Annotated in this window: 20 protein-coding genes; 10 read left to right on the top strand and 10 right to left on the bottom strand. The window is 65.8% G+C overall.

Annotated elements, in window-relative coordinates; genetic code table 11:
• Positions 1–55 precede the first annotated feature (55 nt).
• The 5 genes from AC3WN8_RS07695 to AC3WN8_RS07675 all read left to right on the top strand — a co-directional run bounded on the left by AC3WN8_RS07695 (position 56) and on the right by AC3WN8_RS07675 (position 6,077).
• Positions 56–2,272, top strand: coding sequence for a TonB-dependent receptor (locus tag AC3WN8_RS07695; protein ID WP_492668812.1), 2,217 nt, complete (start codon positions 56–58; stop codon positions 2,270–2,272).
• Positions 2,273–2,353: 81 nt separating this feature from the next.
• On the top strand, positions 2,354–3,547 hold the full coding sequence (locus AC3WN8_RS07690; RefSeq protein WP_492668811.1) for an alpha/beta hydrolase: 1,194 nt from the start codon (positions 2,354–2,356) through the stop codon (positions 3,545–3,547).
• A gap of 116 nt (positions 3,548–3,663) precedes the next feature.
• Positions 3,664–4,515, top strand: a complete 852-nt coding sequence (asd, locus tag AC3WN8_RS07685; RefSeq protein WP_492668810.1) for an archaetidylserine decarboxylase — start codon at positions 3,664–3,666, stop codon at positions 4,513–4,515.
• Positions 4,516–4,716: 201 nt separating this feature from the next.
• The gene (locus AC3WN8_RS07680) at positions 4,717–5,493 is read left to right on the top strand and encodes a hypothetical protein (RefSeq protein ID WP_492668809.1); all 777 of its coding nucleotides are present in this window, start codon (positions 4,717–4,719) and stop codon (positions 5,491–5,493) included.
• 32 nt (positions 5,494–5,525) lie between these two features.
• Positions 5,526–6,077, top strand: coding sequence for a hypothetical protein (locus tag AC3WN8_RS07675; RefSeq protein WP_492668808.1), 552 nt, complete (start codon positions 5,526–5,528; stop codon positions 6,075–6,077).
• 6 nt (positions 6,078–6,083) lie between these two features.
• On the opposite strand, the gene AC3WN8_RS07670 is transcribed toward AC3WN8_RS07675, so the two are convergent.
• From AC3WN8_RS07670 to AC3WN8_RS07655, 4 genes are all read right to left on the bottom strand, one after another.
• On the bottom strand, positions 6,084–6,818 hold the full coding sequence (locus tag AC3WN8_RS07670; RefSeq protein WP_492668807.1) for a LytR/AlgR family response regulator transcription factor: 735 nt from the start codon (positions 6,816–6,818) through the stop codon (positions 6,084–6,086).
• 7 nt (positions 6,819–6,825) lie between these two features.
• Positions 6,826–7,932: a sensor histidine kinase gene (locus AC3WN8_RS07665; protein WP_492668806.1), complete on the bottom strand. Its 1,107-nt coding sequence runs from the start codon at positions 7,930–7,932 to the stop codon at positions 6,826–6,828.
• Positions 7,933–8,031: 99 nt separating this feature from the next.
• Positions 8,032–8,619 (bottom strand): hypothetical protein, encoded by a 588-nt coding sequence (locus tag AC3WN8_RS07660; protein WP_492668805.1) that lies wholly within the window; start codon positions 8,617–8,619, stop codon positions 8,032–8,034.
• Positions 8,612–9,094, bottom strand: coding sequence for an RNA polymerase sigma factor (locus AC3WN8_RS07655; RefSeq protein WP_492668804.1), 483 nt, complete (start codon positions 9,092–9,094; stop codon positions 8,612–8,614). The genes AC3WN8_RS07660 and AC3WN8_RS07655 overlap by 8 nt, the downstream gene beginning before the upstream one ends.
• A gap of 118 nt (positions 9,095–9,212) precedes the next feature.
• On the opposite strand from AC3WN8_RS07655, the gene AC3WN8_RS07650 reads away from it, so the two are divergent.
• Both AC3WN8_RS07650 and AC3WN8_RS07645 read left to right on the top strand, forming a co-directional pair.
• Positions 9,213–10,655, top strand: a complete 1,443-nt coding sequence (locus tag AC3WN8_RS07650) for an amidohydrolase family protein (protein ID WP_492668803.1) — start codon at positions 9,213–9,215, stop codon at positions 10,653–10,655.
• Positions 10,652–10,924 (top strand): hypothetical protein, encoded by a 273-nt coding sequence (locus AC3WN8_RS07645; protein ID WP_492668802.1) that lies wholly within the window; start codon positions 10,652–10,654, stop codon positions 10,922–10,924. The genes AC3WN8_RS07650 and AC3WN8_RS07645 overlap by 4 nt, the downstream gene beginning before the upstream one ends.
• A gap of 18 nt (positions 10,925–10,942) precedes the next feature.
• Here the strand turns inward: AC3WN8_RS07645 and AC3WN8_RS07640 are convergent, their stop codons facing one another.
• The 3 genes from AC3WN8_RS07640 to AC3WN8_RS07630 form a co-directional block, all read right to left on the bottom strand.
• Positions 10,943–13,144 (bottom strand): esterase/lipase family protein, encoded by a 2,202-nt coding sequence (locus AC3WN8_RS07640; RefSeq protein WP_492668801.1) that lies wholly within the window; start codon positions 13,142–13,144, stop codon positions 10,943–10,945.
• A gap of 220 nt (positions 13,145–13,364) precedes the next feature.
• A complete protein-coding gene (locus AC3WN8_RS07635) occupies positions 13,365–14,111 on the bottom strand; it encodes a LytR/AlgR family response regulator transcription factor (RefSeq protein WP_492668800.1) in 747 nt (248 codons plus the stop codon).
• On the bottom strand, positions 14,108–15,205 hold the full coding sequence (locus tag AC3WN8_RS07630; protein ID WP_492668799.1) for a sensor histidine kinase: 1,098 nt from the start codon (positions 15,203–15,205) through the stop codon (positions 14,108–14,110). The genes AC3WN8_RS07635 and AC3WN8_RS07630 overlap by 4 nt, the downstream gene beginning before the upstream one ends.
• Positions 15,206–15,410: 205 nt before the next feature.
• On the opposite strand from AC3WN8_RS07630, the gene AC3WN8_RS07625 reads away from it, so the two are divergent.
• From AC3WN8_RS07625 to AC3WN8_RS07615, 3 genes are all read left to right on the top strand, one after another.
• Entirely contained in the window at positions 15,411–16,415 is a 1,005-nt protein-coding gene (locus AC3WN8_RS07625) for an aspartyl protease family protein (protein ID WP_492668798.1), read from the top strand.
• Between the two features lie 19 nt (positions 16,416–16,434).
• Positions 16,435–17,592: a hypothetical protein gene (locus AC3WN8_RS07620; protein ID WP_492668797.1), complete on the top strand. Its 1,158-nt coding sequence runs from the start codon at positions 16,435–16,437 to the stop codon at positions 17,590–17,592.
• Positions 17,593–17,658: 66 nt separating this feature from the next.
• Complete coding sequence (locus AC3WN8_RS07615; RefSeq protein WP_492668796.1) at positions 17,659–18,279, top strand: hypothetical protein; 621 nt, start codon at positions 17,659–17,661, stop codon at positions 18,277–18,279.
• 64 nt (positions 18,280–18,343) lie between these two features.
• Here AC3WN8_RS07615 and AC3WN8_RS07610 read toward each other — a convergent pair whose 3' ends face one another.
• From AC3WN8_RS07610 to AC3WN8_RS07600, 3 genes are all read right to left on the bottom strand, one after another.
• The gene (locus AC3WN8_RS07610; protein WP_492668829.1) at positions 18,344–18,862 is read right to left on the bottom strand and encodes a septal ring lytic transglycosylase RlpA family protein; all 519 of its coding nucleotides are present in this window, start codon (positions 18,860–18,862) and stop codon (positions 18,344–18,346) included.
• Positions 18,863–19,008: 146 nt separating this feature from the next.
• A complete protein-coding gene (locus AC3WN8_RS07605; protein WP_492668795.1) occupies positions 19,009–20,592 on the bottom strand; it encodes a Na+/H+ antiporter in 1,584 nt (527 codons plus the stop codon).
• Between the two features lie 207 nt (positions 20,593–20,799).
• The gene (locus tag AC3WN8_RS07600; protein WP_492668794.1) at positions 20,800–23,313 is read right to left on the bottom strand and encodes an esterase-like activity of phytase family protein; all 2,514 of its coding nucleotides are present in this window, start codon (positions 23,311–23,313) and stop codon (positions 20,800–20,802) included.
• Positions 23,314–23,576: the final 263 nt, after the last annotated feature.

The following is a 23,576-nucleotide window of genomic DNA, read 5'->3' as shown; positions in this document are numbered from 1 at the left end:
AGCGAAACAGGTTGGCCGTGATCTGAAAGGCCATGCTCACAAAGGGGAAAGCGCGATGAAAAAGCTGATCAATGGCTGTCTTCGTAAACATGTATCGACCACGGCACTGCTGGCCGCGACGATGCTCTGGATGCCGGCGGCAGCCTTTGCGGCCGATGATGGGCAGGCGGCGGAGAGCGCGACGGAGGACAAGTCGAACGAGGATATCATCGTCAGCGGATCGCGCCTGATCTCCAGCGTCGATGCCTATCCCGGCTCGGTCAGCCTGATCGACGAGGCGCAGATCGACAAGCTGATGGAGACCACCAACGATATCGCGCAGATCCTGGCGCAATCGGTTCCCGGCCTGGCACCGCCGCAATTCGACGCATCGAACTTCACCGCGACGATGCGCGGCCGCCGCATCGCCTATCTGATCGACGGTTTTCCCCAGACGGTGCCGCTGCGCGGCGGCGGGCGCGACATGCGCCTGATCGATCCGGGCGCACTGGCGACGATCGAGGTGATCCGCGGCGCGACCGCGATCTACGGTCAGGGCGGTGCTGGCGGCTATGTCAACTACATCACAAAGCGGCCCAAGGGGGATGACTGGGAATTCGCGACCGAACTCGGCTTCGGCACGTCGCTGAGCAATCCGACCTCCGACGGGCTTTCCTATCAGGCGCGGCAATCGGGCAGCGGGAAGCTGGGGGGCGTCGATATCGTCTTTTCGGGATCCTATGAATCGACCGGACTCTATTATGACGCGGCGGGCGATCCGATCGCGCCCGATCCCTTCGGCCAGGGCGGGCAGGCCGAGTCCAAGACCTATGCCGCGTTCCTGAAGCTCGGTTACGATTTCGGCGCGAGCAGCCGGATCGAGGCGCTGGTCAATTATTACAAGAACGACCAGACCACCGATTATGTCGGCTGCGCCTGCGCGGTGCCTGGCGGCATGAAATCGATCGCCACGCTGAAGACTTCACCCAAGGCCGCCCAGTTCGGCCGCGGTCCGATCGATCCCTTCACGAGGAATCTGTTCGCCGGGCTCAGCTATATCAACGGCGACGTGCTGGGCAGCAAGCTGACCGTGCAGGGCCTGTATCAATCCTATCGCGGATCGTTCGCGTTCAACCCCGCTTATGTCCCTTCGGGCGGCACCAGTTCGATCAAGGCGAGCAAATATGGCGTCCGCGCCGAGGTGAATACGCCGCTGTCGACGATATCGGAGTCGCTCGAAGGCAAGATATTGTGGGGCGCCGAATGGGTGCGCGACAGGACCGGCGAACCGCTGATGGAGGATTCCAGCCGTCGCAACATGCCCTTCATCACGCTCAACACCTATTCGGCCTTTGCGCAGCTGCTGCTGGAGCCGACCGACTGGCTGAGCCTGCAGGGCGGCATGCGCTATGACGATGCCTCGCTGGAGGTTCCCGACTTCACGATCGTCCAGCAATTCGCGGGCGCGGTCGGCGACTATACCCGGCTGCGCGGCGGCAACCGGGTGATCGGTGGGCGGCGCGACTATAATTCGACGGTCTTCAACATCGGCGCGTCGGCGAAGATCGACGATATGGCGACCCTGTTCCTCGCCTTTTCCCAGGGATTCAGCGTCGCCGATGTCGGCCGCGTCCTTCGCGTGACGACGCAGCCCTCGATCGACAAGATCGTCAAGGACCTCAACGCGCAGGTCATCGACAATTTCGAGGGCGGCATCCGCGGCAGCGGCGATCATATCCGCTATGCGCTGACCTTCTACTACAACAAGTCGAAGCTGGGCTCGACCTTCAACCCGATCACGCTCGATCTGGTGCGTGCGCCGGAGAAGATCTGGGGTGTCGAAGGATCGCTCGATTTCGATTTCGACCCGGTGCAGTTCGGCGGCACGGTCGGCTGGTCGAACAGCAAGCAGGACGCCAATTCGGACGGCGTCTACGAAACCAAGCTCGATTTCTGGCGTGTTCCGCCGGTGAAGGTGACGGGGTATGCCGAATATGAATTCGGCCCGGAATGGCGGCTGCGCGTGCAGGGCATCTATTCGGGATCGGAGAACCGCTTCCCCACCGTCCCGCGCTGGACCGTCACCGCCAAATCGGCCGTCGACAGCTATTTCACCGCCGATGTCTCGGTCAGCGGTCCGGTGGGGCCGGGCAATCTGAGCGTCGGCGTCCAGAACATCTTCAACAAATATTATTTCCCGGTGCTGAGCCAGACGGTGATCCCGTCGCTCGCTTATGGTTACGCCACTGCGCCGGGCGCGACCGCCCTGATCAAATATCGCCTGAAATATTGAGGGCCAGCGCCCTCACCGACGCGCCCGGTCGACAAGCAAGGCCGGGCGCGCGACACTGAACAAATTAGGGAGAATGACGCGATGACGTTCCGCCTGATGTCGTGCGCCGCGGCCGCATGCCTTGCCTTCACGGCCGCGCAGCCATTGCTGGCGCAGGCCATTCCCAATATCGAGCCGACCGCCGAGGAGCAGAAGACGGCCGCGTTCGAACAGCAGCCAAACGACGTCTTCGTGAAATTGCTCAAACATCCGCAGATCGTGGTCGACGGGCAGAAGCTGCATCCGAAATATCAATATTATCTGGAGCAGCGCGCCGGCGACGGACGCGAAAGCGCCGAAGAGAAACGCGTCGCACAGGCGGCCAAGCTGCGCGATCCTGTGGCTGCGGCCAAGTCGCGCAACTCGACCGATCGCAGCTGGACCTTCCGCACCAAGGTGACCGCGCCGATGGCGAAGGTCGAGGATCGCGAAGTGGCGGGGCCGAACGGCGCCGTACCCGTGCGCATCTATACGCCCAAACTGGCGGGGCAGCGCGGCCCGCTGCCGGTGCTGGTCTATCTGCATGGCGGCGGCTGGCTGTTCGGCAGCGCTGCCGCCGCCGACCGCGCGGTGCGCCTGATCGCCAACGAAGCGTCGGTGATCGTCGTCTCGGTCGATTATCGCATGGCGCCGCTCAACAAATTTCCCGCCGCCAACCAGGATTCGGAAGCCGCGTTCGACTGGGTCGTGGCCAATGCCGCGTCATTGGGCGGCGACCCCGCGCGCGTGGGCATCGGCGGCGACAGCATCGGCGCGATGATGTCCGCCGCGATCTCGCTCAAGCATCTGCGCGAGGGGCGTCCGGGCCCCGCCGTGCAACTGCTCTATTATCCCGCGATCGACATGAGCGAGCGGCAATATCCGTCCTATGATCTGTTCCGCATCGGCTATGGCCTCGACCTGCCGTTCATGGAGATGATGGTCGACCTGGCGTTCGACGATCCCAAGCAACGCAACCATATCTATGCGTCGCCGATCAATGCCGCCAATTTCAGGGACATGCCGCCGGCGATCATCGCGACGGCGGGTTTCGACCCGATCCGCGACCATGGCCGGTCCTATGCGGATCGGCTGATCAAGGACGGCGTGACCGTGCAATACACCAACTATGCGTCGCTCATTCACGGTTTCATGCAATTCTCGGGAACGATCGACGATGCCGAGCGCGCCTGTGTCGAGACCGCGCGGCAGTTCGGTGCGCTGATCCGGCAGTCGCGGTACAAGCCGGGGGATTGATCGCGGGTATCGGACGGAGAAAGGGCGCGACCTTTTTAGGGAATTCCTCAAGTTTAGAGGATCCACCGGGCGGGGCATGAGGCTATGACCGCAGCGCCCCTGTTTCGAGGATTCGCATGTCCGATCGCCTCAAAGTCCTGTTCCAGTATCTTTTGCCCAAACAGCTATTGACCGTTCTCGCCGGCCGCGTCGCAGGCGCGCGCGGCGGTGCGAGGACGACGGCGCTGATCCGCTGGTTCGTGGGCAGATATGGCGTCGACATGAGTGAGGCCGAGAATCCGGACATCGGCAGCTATGAGAGTTTCAACGACTTCTTCACCCGTCCGCTGAAAGCCGGCGCGCGCCCGTTGGCGGCCGCCGATTTCCTCTGCCCGGTGGACGGCGCGATCAGCCAGTTCGGCGCCATCGACGACCATCGGATCCTGCAGGCCAAGGGCCATTATTTCACCGCCACCGAGCTGGTCGGCGGCGACGATGCCCTGGCGGCCCAATTTCGTCACGGCAGCTTCGCCAACCTGTATCTGTCGCCCAAGGACTATCACCGCCTGCATATGCCCTGCGACGGCAGGCTGATGCGCATGATCCACGTGCCGGGCGCGCTGTTCTCGGTGAATCCGGTCACGGCGCGCGGCGTCCCGAACCTGTTCGCGCGCAACGAGCGCGTCGTGTGCGTGTTCGAATCGCCGGATCATGGCCCGTTCGTGATGGTGCTGGTTGGCGCCACCGTCGTCGGAAGCATGGCCACCGCGTGGCACGGCGTGGTCAATGCGAAGCGCACGAACACGGTGTCCGAATGGTGCTATGCCGATCAGAGCATCGTGCTGAAGAAAGGCGAGGAAATGGGCCGTTTCCTGCTCGGTTCGACGATCGTGATGCTGTTCCGGCGGGACACCATCGCCTTCAACGCGGAATGGACGCCGGAACGCCCGGTGCGCCTGGGCGAGATGATGGGCATGCGTCCGGGCTGAGGGCGCGCATGTTCCCGTCGCTCGGAAAGAAGCGGCGGATCATCGAGCCGACTGCCAAGCATGGGGTTTTCGTCGCACGGCGCAAGGCCTTCGTCGCCGATGATCGTCCCCGTCGTCGCGGTGGCGGGGTCGGTCGCAGCAAGGGCGATACGCCCCGCGACCTTCTGCATTTCCCGGATCGATCGATTCGAGGAGGAGCAGATGAAATATCCGATAACTCTCGTCCTGCTGGCGACCGGAGCGGCGCTTGCCGTCTGTCCGGCCACCGCGCAGGCGCGGGAAGGCTGCGGCGCACAGGCGCAGAAGCCGCAGAAGAAACGCGGGCTCGGGGGATTGTTGTCGGCCGCGCGGTCGAGCGGGCTGACAGGGTCGATCGCCGGGGCGCTGCGCGGCGACGGCAATCTCGCGTCCGATCTGACGGGCACTGCCGAACGGGCGGCGATGGACGCCACGGACGGCGCCTTGGCGAGCGCCGATTGCGCCCAGGTGCCGACCGACGGAACCGCATCCGAAACCCCCGCGACGCGGGACACCGCGCCCGAGACCGCAACCCAGCGGGCGCAGCGGAAAATGGCCGCGAACGACGCCAAATATCCGAGCCGCATGACGATCGCCGATGACTGGAAGGCCGCCAAGACGGCCTATGACGCGTTCGGCAAGGTCAGATGCACCGGCTGCGAAGGCGGCTATGCTTATGCCGGCTGGATCGATTGGCCGCGCGACGAATATTCGGGCAAATATAATGGCGCCGAAACCCGCCTGTCGCGGCTGCCGATCGGCCATGTCCATCGTTGGTCGTCGAACGGCTTTGCCGGAACGCTGACCGTCGACGGCGAGGAGCAGGTGAACGGCTTTCGCTGCCGCAAGATGACCTATCGCCTCGAAAAGGGCGGCCAGAGCGCCGCGCGGCCCGGCCTGATCTGCTGGGGCAAGGCCAATGAATATGCCGGCAGCGACAGCTGGGTCGGCGTTTTCTGAACCGGACGGGCGCAAGGGACATGGCGATGAAGATGCATTTCACTCTCCCGATCGTGGCGGCGGTCATACTGGCGCTCCCTGCGATCCAGGCCCGGTCCGCGCCGGCCGGTGCGGCGGGCCGCTGGATCCAGACGAGCAGCGGCAAGGAGCTGGTGCTGGCCCCGCGTATCAAGCTGCAGCCCAATGTGGGCGTGTCCGGTGGCACCAGCCTGGGCGGCACCGTCGGCTATGGATCGATGACGCGTACGACGATCGTCACCGAACCCGTGATGATGGACGTCGCGCGCTCGATGACGCTCGCGATCGAAGCCGATGGGCGTTTCGAATGGACGATCGTCAGGCGCCATGCCGAGAAGCAGGACTGTATGATCACGACGACGCAGGTGAAGCAGGGACGCTTCGCGCAGGACGGCGGCAAGGCGAGCTTCATGGTCGAGGGCGGCACCGAAAGCTTCGCGACGAGCTGTGGCCGCCGCGGTACTTCTCCGCTCGCGAAAGCGACCGAGCGTTACGACATGCAATTTACCGGCGGCCGGTTCGTCCTGACCAGCGGGCCAAATCGCTGGACCTTCACGCGCGGATAGCGTGGATCAGGCGGAGAGAGCGGCGGTGACGGCCTTGGCGTAGTTCGGGCCCACCGCCACTTCGGCGCCGTCGGACAGCACCAAAGTCAGCAACCATTTGTCGATCCGGCGGATCTCGACGACGCGCGTGAGCCGGACGAAGGCCGAACGGTGGACGCGCATCAGTTCGGCGGGATCGATCCGCCTTTCGAGCGCCGACATGGTGGTGCGCAACAAATGGCTGCGCAACGGTGTGTGCAGCATCGCATAATCGCCCGCGGCCTCGATCCAGTCGATCGACGCCACCGGCACGCGTGTCTGTCCGTCGCGCACCTGCACCCAGATCGCATCGTCGAACGCCGATGCCGTTGCCGGCGCTACGGCCTGCGCTGCCGCGCGCCGGCCGGCCTGACGCCGCTTCGCGCGCTCCACTGCCTGGCGCAGGCGATCGAGCCGCACCGGCTTCAGCAGATAGTCGGCCGCCTCGACCTCGAACGCGTCGGGCGCGAACTGTTCGAACGCAGTGACGAAGACGATTTCGGGGCGTTCGTCGAGGGGCAGGGTGCCCGCGAGCGCGAGCCCGCCCATTTCGGGCATCTGGATGTCGAGCATCACCAGATCGGGATGCAGCCGCTCGATCGCCGCCTGCGCTTCGATCCCGTTGGCGGCGGCGCCGACGATCTCTGTCCCGGGAATATTGGTGAAGAAGGCGGCGAGCCGCTCGATGGCGGGCGGTTCGTCGTCGACGAGGAGGACGCGCATCGTCCGTTCAATCCGCCACGGGCAAGCGGACGCTGGCGCGATAGCCGGTGTCCGTCGGCGCAGCGTCCAGCGATGCCGTCGCGCCATAGATCGCCGCCAGCCGCTCGCGGACATTGGAGTGGCCCAGCCCGGTGCCGGGAACGGCGGATATCTTTCCGTGCCCCCCGGCATCGTCGGTCACGCAAATCCGGACGTCGTCGGCAATCCGGGCGACGTCGACCGACACCGCGACCAGCCGGCTGGTCGATCCCACCCCATGTTTGATCGCATTTTCGACCAGCGGCTGGAGCAGCAGCGCCGGCACCGGCACGTCGCGCAGCTCGGGCGGACAGTTCATTTCGACGTTCAGCCTCTCGCCCAGCCGGGCGCCCTCGATCGCGAGATAGTCGGCCAAGGTCTGCAATTCGTCCTCGATCGCGACCATGCCGCTCGCGGGCGCGGTCAGGGTCGTGCGCAGGAAATCGGAGAGCTTGCCCAGCATCGCCTCCGCCGCGTCGGCGCGACCGGTGACGACCGCCGAGGAAATCGCGTTGAGCGTGTTGAACAGGAAATGCGGGTTGAGCTGGTAGCGCAGCGTTTCCAGGCGGGCCGCCGTCGCCGCGCGTTCGGCCTCGGCGGCCGCGAGCGCCGCACGGTTCGCGCTCTCGCGCGCCTCGGCGACCTCGCGTGCGCGCGCCGCCAGTTGCGCATTGTGGATCAAGATCAGGTACAGCGCCGCGATCAGCGCGAACAGCGGCACCCAGGCGGCAAGGCTGCCGAGCGCGCGGAACATCACGCGTTCGGGCCCCATTTCGGGATTGAGCAGGCGCATCAGCCAGGCGCTCTTATAGGCGTCGATCATCGCCACCGCACCGGCGACCATCATCGCGACGGCACCCGTGAGCCCATAGCGCCGCCAGGGCGGGGCATCGCGAAACCGCTGGGCACTCCAATAGATGAGCGCGGAGACCGGAATGCCGAGCGCCACGGTGCTGCCCACGCCCGCAAGCATCGATGCGGAGAACGGAATGCTGAGCAGCACCGACGGCAAGAGGAAGAGGCAGGCGGTGGCAAGCCACAGCCCGATCGTCAGCAATGCCGCCTGGCGGGTAAGAATCTGGTGGTCGGAACGCATCGAGCCGCGAGCGTAGCGGGCCGCACGGCGCGGTGCGAGAGTGCCGATCGCGCCATGGTCGGTTTTCGTCGCTGATGTCGCCGGGCGGGACGGGCGCGGTTACTTCGCCTGGTCGGCCTCCTCGAATGCCGCGATCATCCGATCGCAGGCCTCCGCCTCGTCGTTGAGCCCGCGCCGGCGCCATATTTGCCAGATCCAGGTCAGAATGGCCGTTCCGCCCCATGTCGCCGATTGGATTGCCGCCACGCCCGGCCGTGCATATCCGGCCGAAGCCATCAGCCAGGCCGCTACGCACAGCATGGCCAGGATGATCGCGGCGCACCGCGCCCCCCATAACGATCTCCGCATCGTCTCGATCAATCCGCGGTGGAGGCGCAGAAAGTCGAGCGGCGTTTCCTGACTGTCGGCCGGGCGATCCTTCAACGATTTCAGGAATCCGACCGAGATGGCGATCAGCGCGACGAGATAGGCGAACGCACCCAAAGCCATCACCGCGTCGCGCTGGTCGAACGCGGCAAGGGCGAAGCCCAGCGACAAGCCGCCCATGAGCAGTGCGCTCGCCAGATTTCCCCATGGCGCCGCCCGAAGCCAGGCTTTGCGGCGAGCGACCCTTTGCCGGAGATGCCCGACATCGGTCGCGCCCGTCCGCCAGTCGCTCTTCAACCGATCGAGAAACGCATCATCCATCGAGTATCGCCTTCAACTGCGCCTTGGCGCGATTCACGCGAACCCCGACATTCGAGGCGCTGATTCCCAATGTCTCGCCGATCTCGGCATAGCTCAGATCCTCGAGCAGGAGCGTGATCACCTGGCGATAGGGCAGCGCGAGCCGCCTGATCGCCCGCCGCACTCTCTCGGAGGAATCCTCGGCCATGATGTGCTGCTCCAGGCAGGCGATGCCAGGCTCCGGATCGATCTCGACCGACCTTTGCCGCTTGATCCGCACTTCCCTCATCACATGTTCCACGCCGCGATTGTGCGCGATGCGAAAGACGAACGGGCCCAGCCGGTCGATCTCGCGCAGCGAAGGCAGGGCCCGGTGGATCGCCAGCAATATGTCCTGCGTCAGATCCTCCTGGAGCATCGGATCCGCCTCATAGGACGCGGCGAGCCGGGCAATCCCCGCCCCATAGGCGTCGATGATCTCCTCCAGCGTGCCCATCGATGCTCAGTCTTCCCGCGGGCAGCGTTTCTTACAAAGAATATTTTGCCGGGAATCTGTAATTCGGTGCCGGCCCGGACGGACTGTCTTTGCACAATCCTGATGGGAGTATGATCCATTGCGAAGACTCAAGATCGCCGCGGCCCTGGCCGTCGCCATGGTCGCTCCTCCCGCGTTCGCGAAACCTGCCGAGCGACATGTCTATTATGGCGTGACCATTCTCGATCCCGTGCGCGAGTGGGCGACGCCGGACAGCTATATCCTGGTCGAAGGCGGGCGTATCGCGCGGGTGGGGCGGGGGCGGCCGAGGATCGGCGGCGCGACGGCACATGATATGCGCGGCGCATTCGCGATGCCCGGCCTCATCGATACCCATGCGCATCTGACGCTGGGGCCCATCACCATCGAGAAGACGCCGGCCCCGCCCCATCTGGCGATCGGATACAGCCAGGCGATCATCCGGCATAATGCCGGGATGCTGCTGTCCTACGGCGTCACCACCGTGCGCGATCCCGGCAGCGATCCGGCGATCGCGCGCGGCTACGACGCGGACGTCACCAGCGGCAAATATCCGGGCCCCGAGGCGATCCACGCCGGGGAGGTGATCACACGGTCTCCGGCCGCTTTCAAGGGCCTCGCGCTACAGCTCGGCCCGGATGGCGACATGCCGACGATCGTCGCCCGCCAGGCGGCCGCCGGGGCCGATTATATCAAGCTCTATGAAGGATTGAGCGAAGCGGAGCTCAAGCAAGGCATAGAGGCGGCCCACGCCCACAAGCTCAGGGCCGTCGCACATCTCGGCGATGTCGGCTGGACGCGCGCCGCGGAGATGGGCGTGGACAGCATCGTCCATATGATGCCGATCAGCCCGGATCTGCTGCCGCAATCGGTCCGCGCCCAATATATCGCCCATCGCCGACCCGGCGCTTTTGCCTTTTTCGAATGGTATGAAGCCGCCGATCTCGATTCCGCCGAGGTCACGCTGATGATGAAGACGATGGCGCGTCGGAACGTGCATCTCGACGCCACATTGATCGGCTTCCGACAGATGTTCCACGGGGACGATCGCGCGCTGATCACGCAGCGGCTGGATCAGGCGCATCCCGATATGCGCGCCAATTTCGAGATATTCCGCCACGACGCCGGCTGGAAACCCGTGGATTATGCGCGGGCACGCGCGGTTTGGCCCAAGGTACTGGAACTGACGCGACGGATGTACGAGGCGGGCACGCCGATGACGATCGGCACCGATCTGGGGGGCATGGCCTTCCTCGTACCGGGTTTCAGCGTCTCGCAGGAAATGGCGCTCCACCGCGAGGCCGGAATTCCCGCCTGGGCAGTGCTCCGCATGGCGACGAGCAACGCCGCCGGCGCCCTTGGTCTCGATCGCCGGACGGGCAGGATCGCTCCGGGCATGGAGGCCGATATCCTGTTCCTGAATGGCGACCCGCGCCTGGACATGCACCATGTCGCGGACGTCCGCGCGGTCCTGACCGACGGCAAGCTGTTCGACCCCGCCGTTCTTCGCCAGACGCCGACGCAAGGAGGCATCGTAAAATGAAGATCGGAAACCCTCGTCTCCGCCGCACCCTGGGTATCGGTGCCGTGTGCGTCGTCATCGCCACATGGGCGGCCGTTGCCGCCGTCATCTTCCTGCTGCCCTTCGACAAGACGCGCTTCGTGGTGATGTGGACCGTCGCCGTGCTGATGACCGAGGCGCTGTTCTGGGTCGCCGTCGTGATCGGCGGCATCACTGTGGTGAACCGTTTCAGATTCTGGCGACACAGGGCGCGTTCCCGATCGGAGCAAGGCATCGAAGACCAGCGCTGAAATAGCCTCTCCGTTGCGTCAATTGGCGTTCGACCAGGTCGAGAGGACGACTTCCAGTTCGGCCCGATCCTCGTTGCGCAATGTCAGCGTCCAGTCTCCCCTGGTGATCGGGTGGGCGACGAAGATCGATCGGAAGATCTGATGGGCGTCGGGCGTGCCGGTCTTGTTGGCGCCCATCGCCGCGCCCTTGTCGTCGGTCAGCGTGGCGGACACCGTGTTCGCGGCGACGAAGGTCAGGCCGAAATTCCTCGCATCCCGGACGGGCACGGCCACATCGATCGTCTCGCCCGGCGCGAGCTTCACGATCTTGGAGAAATCGGGCGTGGCGGCGGGATCGCCCTCCAGGCCCATCAACATCAATCGGCCGCGCGCCGCCGCCGCGCTCGACGCCTTGCCGGCCGATGCCTGCTTCGCCGGCCCGATCGCTACACGCGGTTTCACGAAGGATGAGAACTCCGCCGTGCCGGTCATCTCGGTGTGCAGCACGCTCTGCTGCACGACGTCGGTGATGGTCCAGGTCGCGGACGGCACCGTGACCACACCGTCATTGGCGTTCAGCATATAGCAGACGGCCGGCAGCGTATTTCCGGCGAGAACCGAGAATTCCACGCCCTTGCGTTCGGTATGCACCGCGTTGAACTTTTCCACCACGCTCGGCCGCAATTCGCGCAGCGCCTCCATCGAGCGCCCGTCGAGTTCCAGCGGCACGCTGATCAGGTCCGCGCAGCGGCTGCCCATATTGGGCGTGCCGAGCATCACCAGATGCTGCACCTGCGGCTTGCCGTCGGCATAGCTGGGCATGGCGGCATGGATATAGCGCCGGCTGATCAGCCCGCCCATCGAATGCGCGACGATATCGACATGCCAGGCATTGCGATCCTTCTGCGCATAATCGATGTAGCGGCGCAGTTCCTCGGCATTCTGGGCGATCGTGTTGGTCGGCTCCAGATTGAGCGGTTTCTCGCCGGTGCGCATCCGGCCATGTTCGGCCTTCTCGCCCACCGGAAACGCCTTCCAGTCATAGCTGTGGCTGGTGGTCAGGATATTCTGCCAGACCTCCCAGGCCTGCCAGTTCGACCATAGCCCGTGGACGAGCACGAGCGGCTTGGGCGCCACTTTCAGGTTGCGCGTCATGTCGTCTGCCTTCTTGCCCGCATCCTCGATCTCGGCCTTGATGCGCTGCACCAGCCGCGGACGGCCGTCGTCGAACCAGGAATAGCCCGAACTGTCCCATTCGAAGAACGCTTCGCGCTGCTCGCCCGACGGCACGGTGACGGTCACTTCGCCGAGCAGCCCATCGGGGCGGGCGCCGTCCCATTTGTCGCCCTTATAGGTATCGCGGAACTTCACCGTCGCCGATTTCTCTTCCGGCCCGTCATTGGCGACGATGGCGGTGATCCGCACGATATTGCCGTCGATCGTGCCTGTCTGTTCGGTGATCTCCTGCCAGGCTTCCCAGGTCGGGAAACGCATATCCTCGAACTTCATGTCCACCATGCGCAGCGCGCCGCCGCACCGGCGCAGGCTCCACGCCAGCGTCTCGGTGACGCCGAAGGCGGCGACCGAATGGCGGCCCGAAAGCCGGTTGGGCTCGGACGGCAAAACCCGGTCTTCGCCGCTGCTGGAGAAGCGCACGCCGTCGATCGTCGTGGGCATGTCGGCAATGCTGTTGTTGGCGCCCTTTTTGGGCGTGCACTGGCCGCTGAAGCTTGAGGAGGTCGATCCCGAAACCGTGCCCGCCACCTCGGGCAGCCGGACGCCGACCGTATAGGCACCACCGGAATCCAAGCTGATATCGACCTCCGCCTCCAGCCCGCCGCCGCTGGCGCGGGTCTCGCTTTTCGAGGCGAAACTGCCCGACATGCTGCGCGGCGTGCGCTCGTGCGGGCAGATATGCCGGTCCTCGGCGGACTTGGTCTCGGTCGAGATCGAATTGAGGCTGATATTCGCCCGCGCGGCGCTGATATCCGGATCGTCGGTGGCGCGGACCGCGACCTGCGCGACATAGTCGGACGTCATCGACCAGTTGGTGGTCTCGGTGCCCTTGCCCGAAACGCGGGTCTCGGTCTTCGAATTGCTGTTCGCCTGGTTGCGCGAATAGGTGACCGACCCGGCCCAGCCGCCCGTGCATTTCGGGGCCGACGTCCTGGCCGCGGCCGGAACCACCGCGCCGGACAGCATCAATACCACCGCAAGCGCGGGCAAGCTGCGCGAAACCATCATCGAGATCCTTTTGTTCGTCGGATGAGCGGTTAGGTCTCGGCGCGCGGCGGCGCCTGCCCGATGCTGTCAATCCGGATCGTCGCGCGACCGAGGCACGCGCCCGGCGACGAGACCGGCCCTGGGCGCGACGAAGTGGTGAAGAACAGGTCCGTCGGCAGAGAGCTCAGGCCTATCAAGCCGTTCGGGCCGGGCTTGTCGAAGCCATTGAGGCGGTCCGTCAGGCCAGCCCCAGCCGATCGAGCACCGTCCGCACATAGCTCGGCCCCACCTGCACCACCGCGCCGTCCTCCATTTCGAGCGCGATCAGCCCCTTGCCCAGCCGCTGCACGGCCCTGACCAGCGCGGGGCGGATGAACGAGGAGCGGTGGACACGCATCAGCTGCTCGGGATCGAGCACGTCTTCGAGCGCGGTCATCGAGATGCGATGGATGTAGCTGCGTGTGCTGGTGTGGAACAGCACATAGTCCCGCGCGGCCTCCACCCATTCGATCTGCGCGATCGGCAGGCGCAGATTGCCGCTGGGCACCTGCACCCAGATCGCCGCGTCGCGAACCTCCGCCGGGGCCATGCCCGCCAGCCGGTTCTCCGCATCGCGCATCGTCCGGCGGCGGCGTGCGCGTTCCACCGCCTGGCGCAGCCTGTCGAAGCGCACGGGTTTCAGCAGATAATCGGCGGCGTCGACCTCGAAGGCGTCGGGCGCATATTGTTCGAAGGCGGTGACGAAGATGATCTCCGGGCGCGGATCGGCAGCCAGATCGGCTGCGACGCGGATGCCGCTTTTCTGCGGCATCGAGATATCGAGCATCACGAGATCGGGTCCAAGCGCCGTGATCTGCCGCTCGGCCTCCTCGCCGGTCGACGCCGTCCCCACCACTGCGACGCCGTCGATATCGCCGAACAACGTCTCGAGACGCCGGAGCGCCAGCGGCTCGTCGTCGACAAGCAGGACCTTGAGCGCGCTCATGATGCCATCCCGGCGATGTGCCGCTGGAGCGGCAATCGTGCGGTCGCCACGAAGCCGCGCTCGCGCTTCGTCGTCTCCAAAGTGCCCGCGGCACCATAAAGCGTCTGCAGCCGCTGGCGGATATTGGTGATCCCGACCCCCGTGCCCGGCCGTACGTCCTTCTCGTTCCCCGTGCCGTCATCTTCCACCGAAACGACCAGCATATCGCCGTCGGCCGATGCCTCCACCCGGATGGTCACCGGTGTTGCCGAGGGTGCGAGCGCATATTTGATCGCATTCTCGACCAGCGGCTGGAGCAGGAAGTTCGGGACGAGCGCACCGTTCAGTTCCGGAGGACAGACGAACTCGACCGCGAGCCGCTCGCCGAACCGGACGCTTTCGATCTCCAGATAATGCTGGAGCGTCGCCAGCTCGTCCTCCAGCAGCAGCAGCGCATCGGGCTCCGCCGACAGGGTGGCGCGCAGGAATTCCGAAAGCTTGGTGAGCATCGCGTCCGCCGCGCCATAATCCTTGATGACGATCAGCGACGAGATGGCGTTGAGCGTGTTGAACAGGAAATGCGGATTGAGCTGATAACGCAGCGCCGCGAGGCTGGCGGCGCTCGCCGCGGCTTCGGCCCGGCTTGCCACTTCGCGCGCGACCGCGAGTTCCAGCTCGCGCTCACGCGTCAGCATATTCGCCTCGATCACGGTGAACGCCGCGCCGAGCAGCGCGAACTGCCAGACCAGCGCGATGAAATTGTTGGTCGCGCGCAGTGCGAAGGGGGCGGGCTTTTGCGGCGACACGACGAGCCGTCCGATCCACTCGCCCGTCGCGGCGTCGATCAGCGCGAGCGTGCCCGAGGCAAGGCACACCGCAGCCCCCATCGCGGCCAGGCGAACCAGCGTGCTGCGGCGGCGCGTCGCCCTGACGGCCCAGTAGACGCCACCTGAAAGCAGCGCGCCCATCACGCAGATGTTGATCACCGAAACCGTGACATAGGCGCCGGCGCCGCCGCTGAAGACATGATAGGGGATGATGTAGAGCACCCCGGACAGGATCCAGGTCGCGGCGATCAGATAGAGCGTCTGATGATGTTCGGGCTTCAGCTTCATGCCGGTTCCAGCGTCTAGTTTGGAGCAAGCATAAAGGAAATGCGACCGGGTGACGCCAGTCCTCGTCGCGCCAGCGTCCGGATTCGTCGCGCGGACTCCCGCTCCGGCGAAGCGATATCCGCCTTCGTCGCAGACGCGTGGAGCGCATGCTCCGCCCGCCATAGTCGAGCCCTGTTCGCGGCGCCCCGCCGCCAGGAGATCGGCCATGCCCTATATCCGTTATCGACAGAATTTCATCATGTTCGGCCTGCTCGGTGCGCTCGTCGCTGCAGAGGCGCGGACCAGCGCCGCAGACGAGCCGGCAAGCGTTGCGGCCCCCGCGGCGGAGACGCAGCCGCTCGAGATCCTGCGATCGGGCCATCCCGTCGTGCAGGTGAGCATCGACGGATCGGCGCCGCGGCGCTTCGTGATCGACACGGCAGCGAGCAGCACGACGATCCTGCCCAGGCTGCGCGCGGACATGCCCGGCCTTGTCGCCAAGCCGTCGGCGGAGCCGCTCGACGGCGCGGCCGGGTCGGTCGACGTCGAAACCACGATCGTCGGCCAGTTGCAGACCGGCGGGCATATGCTGCGCTCGCCCGAACTGATGCTGCTGCCACCGGGGCCGAGCGACCGGCTGGGTGCCGACGGCATTTTGGGCGCCGACATCATCGCCGATTTCGCGGTGGAGATGGATATGCCCGGGCGACGCTGGCGCATGACGCCCAAAATGGAGGCGGCGACGCTGGACGGGCTTTCGGCGTCGGTTCCCTTCACGCTCGACGATCAACGCGCGCCACGGCTGACGATCCGGATCAACGGGGTCGAGATGCCGGCGATCCTCGACACCGGCGCGCGCGGCACCGTCGTCAACTGGGCCGCGGCCAGGGCGATCGGGCTTTCTCCCGACAGTCCGGGCCTGGTCAGGGCGTCGGACATCCGGGGCGCGACCAGCCATGCCGTGCCGAGCGTCGAGGCGCGCATCGACGCGCTGGCGATCGGTGACGCGAAGGTCGATGGCCGCAATGTGCGGATCGCCGACCTGTCGGTGTTCAAGGTGCTGGGATACACGCTCGACCAGCCCGCCGTAATCCTCGGTATTGACATGTTCGCCGATCGGCGCTTCGTGATCGATTATCCGGGCAAGCGCCTGCACATCTCGCCGCCCGTGGCGTCCGCATCTGCATCGGCGCTCGCGTCCGCGCCCACTTCCGCGCCCGCGCAACCCTGATCTTCGAGGAACCCCCATCATGAAACCGATCCTGATCGCCGGCGTAGCGCTGTCCGCGCTCGCCGCCACCGGCGCGCTTGCCCAGCAGGCGCCGAAACCCAAGATCGAGGCCATTTACTGGCTCTCCGCCGAAACCGTGTCGGGGATGGCGACGGGCCAGCCCGCCGGCGTCGAGAAGAACCTGCTCCTCCAGCTCGGCTCGTCGCACCGCAATCCGGCGCCGAGCGCCGATCATCTGCCGCCAAAGGCGCTGCGCGCCGGCGACCGGTTGCCGCTCGTCACGCCGGCGGGCGCGGTACCCAAGGATGATGGCCAGCCGGATTTTCGGCCCGATGCCGCGCAACCGCCCAAGGGACGGATCGAGCTTTACTGGGGGTGCGGCGAAACCGCAGCTTCGGGGCAGCCGGTGGTCATCGATCTGGCGACGATGAAGCCGGGTGCGGCTTCGCCCTTCGGGGCTGTTCCCAATGTGCGTGCGATGACGCCGCCATCGGCCGGCCGTCATGCGACCTATGGCGAATGGCCGAACGAACGCAAGGGCACGCGCGTCCCGCGCGATGCCTCGCTCGCCGGCGAGCATCTGGTGCAGGGCAATTATTCGCCCGACATGCGCTTCACCGTTGCCCCCGCGAACGATTTCCTCGCGCCGCTTGCGCCGCGCAATGCCCCGCTCGCATCGGGTGCGATCAAGGTCGGCTGGCCCGCGCTCGCCAATGCGCGCGGCTATATGCTGACGGTCACCGGCGCGCGTGAGGACGGCACGGTCGTCATGTGGACGTCGAGCGCGGTGCGCATGCCCGGCATGGCCTTGCCCGACTATCTCGATCAGGGGGACATTGCCCGTCTTGTCCAGCAGCGCATCCTGCTCGGCCCCGAAGCGACCGAATGCGTCGTTCCCACAGCGGTCGCCAAGGCGGCGTCATCGGCGATGCTGATGATGACGGCCTATGGTCCGGAGGCCAATTACGGCTCGCCGCGCGAAGTGCCCGCGGGCTGGGCAGTCAAGCTCCTCACCAGGGCGCGGCATATGAGCATGCTGGGCATGGATCTCGCAGGGCTGATGTCCGGCGGCGAGGATGACGCCGATCGTGACGTGTCTCCGGCCGAAGCCAAAACCAAAAGGAAACGTGGCCTGTTGCGCGGGCTCGGCTCGGCGCTCGGCGTTCCACTGCCCTGAACGCGTCGCTCCACTTTGCCTGACCGTCGGCAGCATCCGGCACCCACGTAAATCCGGGAACCCATCATGCACCATGCACTTCGTATGACGGCTGCCGCCGTCGCCCTTGTGGCCGCCACCCATGGCGCCCACGCACAGGGGCTTCTCAACCGTCTCGCCGGCCGCGCGGTTGAGGGAATCGAGCGGGCCGCGGAGAAGCTCGGCAAGGCCCCTGCCAAGGGTTCTCGCACAGGACCGGACGAAGCGGCGGTCGCGGCCGATGCGCCGGACGCGGCGGCGAACCCGGCCAAGGCCACGCGCTATATCGACAGTCTGCGGACGCCGCCCGAAGTCGAAGCGAAGAAGGCCGAATATAACAAATTCGGCGAAGTCAGCTGCAACGACTGCGAAGGCGGGATCGACTTCGACGGGCGGCCGAAATTCTCCTACGACCAGTTCAGCGGCAAATATAATGAGCGCGCCGCGCGGGCCGGCAGCTGGCCGGTCGGGCACGTGCATAGCTGGAAGGGAAAAGCGTCCAAGGGCAGCTTGACCGTGACGCGGGAGGAGAGCGTCGACGGCTTTCGCTGCCGGCAGCTCGAATATCGCCTGGTCAAAGGCGAAGCCTCCGCCAGCCGGCCTGGGCTGATCTGCTTCGGTCTGGCCAACAGCTCTTCGGACACCGAAAAATGGCACGAAATATACTGATTGCCGCAGAAACAATGGTGAGGGACCATCGCCGAACGACCTCGCCAGTGCCCTCAATCGGGCTTCACTGGCCTTTCGCCGAAAGTTGCGCGCGAAGCTTTTGCAATTCGCGTTGCGACAAGGGTTCGAGCGCGGCGGCGGGTTTGCCCTTGCGGAGGCGCTTGCGGTCCTTTTCCGAAGGCTCGACCCGGCGCACCCGCACCGGGGCCTGGCCCTGCGCCTTCATGCCGAGCTGTTCGGCCGCGCCGCGCGACAGGTCGATAATGCGCCGGCCCTGCACAAAGGGGCCGCGGTCGTTGATCCGCACGATGCTGCGCCGCCCGGTATCGAGCGCCGTCACCTCGACATAGGTCGGCAATGGCAGGGTGGTGTGGGCGGCCGTGATCCATGCCGGGTGGAAGCGCTCGCCATTGGCGGTCCGGTTTCCGGACTCGCTGCCATACCAGCTGGCATATCCCAGCACGTCATAGGCCGGGGCGGCAGCCGGCACATAGGTGGTGCCGCGTATCGAATAGGGTGGGCCGATCCTGACCGGCGTATCGCTCACCGGCCGGAACTTGCCCCCCGCACAGGCCGAGAGCATCAGGGCCACCGCCGCTGCGCTCACCAATCGGATTGTCGGACATGCCTGCATTCGCCCGACCGTAGATATACGCGGCGTCGGGATAAAGACCCCATCGCCGATCCGTGGACGCGATTGGTCGATGACGGCAATCCAGGCCGCCCGCTTTACTCGCCCCGTTGAAAGATCATCGCCAATTCCTCGACGTCGAGGTCGCGCTCCAACTCGTGGAGCACCTCGTCCTCGATCAGCCCTGCGCGGTGGATGCGGATCAGTTCCTCCCGGCTCGCGGCGATCGCCTTGAGCAGCACATCGAAATGCGGCCGCAGATTTTCCATCTCGGTGGCGGCATTGTCCTCATAGCGCTCCATGAAGCGCATCCGGCGTCGATGTTCCTCAAGCATCTGGGGGTGGATCAGCGTGCCGTCCGGTGCGTATGCGAGCACTTCCACGACTGCGATCCTGGCGCGCGCCATCGCCGCCTCGGCGGCCGGCAGGCCCATTTTCGCGGGCGGATCCGCGTCGATCGGCCTGACCTTGCGAACGAGCCAGCCCAGGCTGGAGCCCTGCACCACGACGGTCGCGAAGATGACCGCGAAGGCGCAGATCAGCATCAGGTCGCGACCGGGCATGTTCATGGGCAACGTCAGCGGAACCGCCAGCGTCACCACGCCGCGCATGCCCGCCCAGCCGAGAATCACGGCCTGTCGCCAGCCGAGCGGACGCGCCCGTTTCAATCCCGCCTTGTACGCGATTTCGAGGATCGCCTCCGATCCGAAGATCCAGAGGAAGCGGACGAGCGTGACGGTCAGCACGATCCCGAGCACTGCGAGGATCATCGATGCGGGCACCGCGTCGATCCCGCCGATCCGTTCCACGGCGCCACGCAGGGAAAAGCCGATCAGGATGAAGACGAGCGCTTCGAGCACGAAGACCAGGATCCGCCAGACCGAATTGCCGAGCAGCCGGACATCGGCGGAGAGCACCACATGCTGATACCAGCCGAGCACCAGGCCGGCGGCGACGGTCGCGATCACGCCCGAGACATGGACAGCCTCGCCTGCCAGATAGGCGGCCCAGCCGAGCGCGGTCGTCGCGACGACCACTAGCATCCGATCGCGCAGGTAGCGGACGACGAAGACCCAGATCGCACCGACCCCCAGGCCGACGATCACGCCCCCGATCGCGACCATGGCAAAACTCTGCACTGCCTCGCCGGTATGGAAGACCCCGCTCAGGGTCGCGGCGACGGCGAAGCGGAACAGGATCAGTCCGGTCGCGTCGTTGAGCAGGCTTTCGCCCTCGAGCAGCGCGGACAGCCGCCGCGGCAGGGGCACGTCCTTGAGCACTGCGCGCGCCGACACCGCGTCGGGCGGTGACACGATCGCGCCCAGCGCGAAGCAGGCCGCCCATGGCAGTTCGGGAACGAGCCAATGGGCGACCAGCCCGACGGCGAGCGTCGTGAAGACCACCGCCCCCACGGCAAGCGAGAGGATGCCCGGCAAATGGCGCCGGAAGCGCCCGAGCGCGGTGTAATAGGCGCCGTCCATCAGCAGCGGCGGCAGGAACAGGACCAGCGCCAGTTCCGGATCGAGCGAGATCGCGGGCAGGCCGGGCACGAAGGCGAGCGCGCCGCCGCCGACGAGAAGCGCGGTGGCCGGCGGCAGCCGCAGCTTGAGCGCCAGCCAATGGAGTGCGACGACAAGGGCGAGCAACCCGAGCACGAGTTCGAACGCTTCGACGCCGTGCATCAGCGCTGGCTCCAATTTTCGGCGTCACCGAACGACATGCATGAGCCCCCGCTTCAGGAAAACCGGACTGTACGCATATCTGCCGCCGTTTGTCCCGCCGATCAACGCGTCGGAACCCCCGGCCTTCAACGCATGTCCGGGGCCTTTCACGGGAAAGTCAAAACGGCCCCGGGCGCCGCGAACGACGGCCCGGGGCAGTTGCCGACCTCAGAACGAATAGCCCACGCCGATCGAGACGCGCGCGTCGTCCTCGCCCCGGCCCCAGCGGCCACGGCCCGAGACATAGCCGGAGAGAGGGCCGTCGCGCATGGCGACGCGCAGCTCGCCAAAGGCGCTGTCGCGTTCGGTATCGGCGAGCGGCAGCACTGCCGAGCCCATAGCATGCTGCGCGCCGGCAAGGCGGACCGCCGCGCTCTTGTCGCCGCTTTCATTCTCGACGCTGTAGCCGCCGCGGATCGCCGGGCGGATCGCGCCGAGCTGCACGCCCAATTCGCCGCCGACGCTCGCCGTCAGTTTCCTGAAGCTGCGCGCGGCATAGACGATGTTCGAAACCGAGGCGCCGGTCTCGGTATAGCCGTCGAGCGAGAGATCGACATAGTCGACCGCGGCGAAGGGCGTCAGGCTGGCCTTGCCGACGGGGATGGTCCAGCCGATCTCGCCGCTCGCCGCCCAGCCGTCGCCCTTGGTCTTGCCGGTCGCCTGCTGGCCATAGGCGGAGATGCGGCCGATCTCGCGGAATTTGGCGTCGCCCAGCCAGGCGCCCGATGCCTGGGCGTAAAGGCCCATCGGCGTCTCGATCGCAGCATAGGCGCCGATCGTCCATGCCCGCGCGTCGAGCGGCGAACCATAAGCGAGCCGCCCGTCCATCTTGCGATAGCCGCCCATCAAGCCGATCCGTGCATTGCCGCCGATCCGCAGGTCGAGCCCGACCGTGGTCGCGATGGTGTCGACATCGAGCCCGGTCAGCGGGCTCGCGCCGGCGCCGTTCTTGCTCCAGTCGGTATCGAGCCACAGCTGGACGTGACCGTCGTTTTCGGGGGCTTCCCAGCCGCGCCGCGCATTCAGGAAACGCATCGCCGGCTGTGTCGCGCTCATCCCCAGGCCGTTCATCGCCATGCGTGTGCCGTAAAGCACGTCGGGCGCCATCGCATTCATCGCCCGGAGCGCCATCGGGTCGACATAGGTCGGCAGGGTCAGGCGATAGACCAGCAGGATGCTGTCATTATTGCCCGTGCCGTCGAGCGCGCCGGAGGTGCCGGGAACGCCGTTGAAGATGATGCTGGTGCCCTGGAAATCATTGTCGTTGCCGACGAACAGGAAGAAATCCTGCGGCGCGCCTTCCTCCAGCACCGGGGCCAGCGCCATCGCTTCCCATTTTTCGCCGATCGAGGTCGGGTTGGTCAGCGGCAGCCGGGTGATGTTCATGCCGACGCGGGCGAGCTGGACGGGGTTGAGCATGTTGACCAGTTCGACCTGCTGGACCGGAACGATGCTCGGGTTGAGCGTGCCGTTGCTGGCAATCGGCGTGTTGCTCGTCTCATATTGCGTGCCGGCGAGATTGGTGGCGTTCGCCGTGTCGACCAGCAGGATGCTCTTGAACATCGGCGTCGTGCTGGTGCTGGCATTGGCGGCGACGCCGCGGCCCAGACCGTCGCGCGAAAGCACGAGGAACTGGGTGTCGTTCAGCGCGAGCATTTCGGATTGCGCCGCGGTGCGGTCGGGCGCGCCGCCGGAGCCGTTATTGTTGAAGGTCGGCAGCTGCAGCACATAATGGCCGATCGGATTGGTCGGCGTGGCGTTGGTGCTGATGTCGTAGACCAGGATGCGCGTGTTGTTGCGTGTCTGCTGATTGGCGCCGTTGGTGTCCTGCACCGTCGCCGATTGCAGGATCGTGACCAGCTTCCTGTTGTCCGGCGTGATCGCCATGGCTTCCAGGCCCTGGTTGTTGCGACGACCGCTCTGGCCCGGCGTGGTGCTGTTGAAGTCGATCGCGCCGCCCGTGCGCGGCAGCAGCGCCGGCACCGTCTGGATCGCGCCGATCTGCTTGCCGGTCGCGTCGAAATAATAAAGCCCGGCGGCATATTCGTCGGAGATGTAGAACGTGCCGTCGGGGCGGAAGGCGATCGCCTCCGCATCCAGGCTGACATGGCCGGCGGCGGTGCCGTCGGTGGCGACGGGATAGACGATGCCGTTGCGCGTGACGGTGTTGCCGCCCGGATCGCGGCCGGTCATCTCGACGCCGTTCGCATCCTTCAGCGTGAAACCGCCGGTGGGCGTGATGATCAGCTGATTCTGCGAGCTCGCCGATTGCGGCAGGCTGCCTGTGCCGGTCAGCGGCCGGAAAACGATGTTTTCGGTATGGACCCGGTTGCGATAGTCGATCGCGCCGTCGAACGGGCCGCGATCGGGCAGGGTGTAGATGCTGCTGGCATAGCTGCCGTCGGCGTTGCGGCGCCAGGTCGACAGGTTGATCGCCATGCCGGAAAAGCTACCCAGCGTCTCGTTGCGGAAATCGCGGAGATTGGCATCGAGCCGGCCGGCACCGACCAGTCCCTTGTTGGCGAAGCTGGTGCCGTTCATCACGACCGTCGTCGTGCCCTCGGCAGTGGTGACGTTGGGCGTCGTCACCTGGCGCGACTGCGCGCTCGCCGGTGCGGCGGCGAGCAGCCCGACCCCGATCGCGACGAGCGACGCGTTCAGCCGAAGCGTGGACTGTTTCATGATCATTTCCCCCATATTGCGAACCATGTCCGTTCGGTGCGCGGCTAGGGGACGGGCGTTACGGTTTCAGGTCGGATGGATGATGTTTGCGTGACGCGGGACGGAAGGGCGGGCGTCAGATGCGTATCGCACCACCTTGCGGCTCAAGCGGGCTTTCCGGCGGCAATGGTTTTGGTGGCGAGGGTGGATTTGGATTTGGAAGACGGATTTCAAGCACTTGTCCTGCTCATCCTATCTTTGTGAAAACCACTGTTTTATGGGTG

The sequence above is a fragment of the Sphingobium sp. FW305-3-2-15-F-TSA7 genome, from assembly GCF_058787155.1.
The sequence above is the reverse complement of the archived record's forward strand: the minus strand, read 5'-3'. Positions and strand labels throughout refer to the sequence as shown.

Coding starts and splice junctions, on each gene's coding strand:
- AC3WN8_RS07665 (WP_492668806.1), bottom strand. CDS start 7,932: ATGCGTTCCGACCACCAGATTCTTACCCGCCAGGCGGCATTGCTGACG.
- AC3WN8_RS07660 (WP_492668805.1), bottom strand. CDS start 8,619: ATGGATGATGCGTTTCTCGATCGGTTGAAGAGCGACTGGCGGACGGGC.
- AC3WN8_RS07695 (WP_492668812.1), top strand. CDS start 56: ATGAAAAAGCTGATCAATGGCTGTCTTCGTAAACATGTATCGACCACG.
- AC3WN8_RS07670 (WP_492668807.1), bottom strand. CDS start 6,818: ATGCGCGTCCTCCTCGTCGACGACGAACCGCCCGCCATCGAGCGGCTC.
- AC3WN8_RS07625 (WP_492668798.1), top strand. CDS start 15,411: ATGCCCTATATCCGTTATCGACAGAATTTCATCATGTTCGGCCTGCTC.
- AC3WN8_RS07600 (WP_492668794.1), bottom strand. CDS start 23,313: ATGAAACAGTCCACGCTTCGGCTGAACGCGTCGCTCGTCGCGATCGGG.
- AC3WN8_RS07655 (WP_492668804.1), bottom strand. CDS start 9,094: ATGGGCACGCTGGAGGAGATCATCGACGCCTATGGGGCGGGGATTGCC.
- asd (WP_492668810.1), top strand. CDS start 3,664: ATGTCCGATCGCCTCAAAGTCCTGTTCCAGTATCTTTTGCCCAAACAG.
- AC3WN8_RS07690 (WP_492668811.1), top strand. CDS start 2,354: ATGACGTTCCGCCTGATGTCGTGCGCCGCGGCCGCATGCCTTGCCTTC.
- AC3WN8_RS07635 (WP_492668800.1), bottom strand. CDS start 14,111: ATGAGCGCGCTCAAGGTCCTGCTTGTCGACGACGAGCCGCTGGCGCTC.
- AC3WN8_RS07615 (WP_492668796.1), top strand. CDS start 17,659: ATGCACCATGCACTTCGTATGACGGCTGCCGCCGTCGCCCTTGTGGCC.
- AC3WN8_RS07605 (WP_492668795.1), bottom strand. CDS start 20,592: ATGCACGGCGTCGAAGCGTTCGAACTCGTGCTCGGGTTGCTCGCCCTT.
- AC3WN8_RS07680 (WP_492668809.1), top strand. CDS start 4,717: ATGAAATATCCGATAACTCTCGTCCTGCTGGCGACCGGAGCGGCGCTT.
- AC3WN8_RS07610 (WP_492668829.1), bottom strand. CDS start 18,862: ATGCTCTCGGCCTGTGCGGGGGGCAAGTTCCGGCCGGTGAGCGATACG.
- AC3WN8_RS07645 (WP_492668802.1), top strand. CDS start 10,652: ATGAAGATCGGAAACCCTCGTCTCCGCCGCACCCTGGGTATCGGTGCC.
- AC3WN8_RS07630 (WP_492668799.1), bottom strand. CDS start 15,205: ATGAAGCTGAAGCCCGAACATCATCAGACGCTCTATCTGATCGCCGCG.
- AC3WN8_RS07640 (WP_492668801.1), bottom strand. CDS start 13,144: ATGGTTTCGCGCAGCTTGCCCGCGCTTGCGGTGGTATTGATGCTGTCC.
- AC3WN8_RS07620 (WP_492668797.1), top strand. CDS start 16,435: ATGAAACCGATCCTGATCGCCGGCGTAGCGCTGTCCGCGCTCGCCGCC.
- AC3WN8_RS07675 (WP_492668808.1), top strand. CDS start 5,526: ATGCATTTCACTCTCCCGATCGTGGCGGCGGTCATACTGGCGCTCCCT.